1 protein-coding gene is annotated in these 359 nt (G+C 71.3%); it reads left to right on the forward strand.

The window, feature by feature from the left end:
* A partial coding sequence (locus ABQX22_RS26675) for an SCO family protein (RefSeq protein ID WP_349802856.1) occupies nt 1–359 on the forward strand: 359 nt, incomplete at both ends.

Genomic DNA, 359 nt, shown 5'->3' on the forward strand with positions numbered 1-359 from the left:
CCCGCTGCACCACCATCTGTCCGGCGCTCACCGCCGTGATGGGCAGCGTGCAGCGCGAGCTGGCGCTGCGGCCGCGCGGCAAGGTCACGCTGATTTCGATCACCCTGGACCCGCGCCACGACACCCCCGCGCAACTGCTCGATTTCAGTCGGCGCGTACGCGCTGGCGAGCGCTGGTACTGGCTCACCGGCACGCCTTCCGATATCGACCGGGTCTTGCGCGGCTTCGGGCTGCCGGTCGGTGGTCGACCGGAAGACCACGGCCCGGTGATGCTGGTCGGCGATGCGCGCCAGGGACGCTGGTGGCGATGGGTCGGCATGCCCGAGCCGGCGCGATTACTGGCCGCCGTCGATGCGCTG

This window comes from Xanthomonas sp. WHRI 1810A (assembly GCF_040202885.1).
GTDB lineage: Bacteria > Pseudomonadota > Gammaproteobacteria > Pseudomonadales > Pseudomonadaceae > Aquipseudomonas.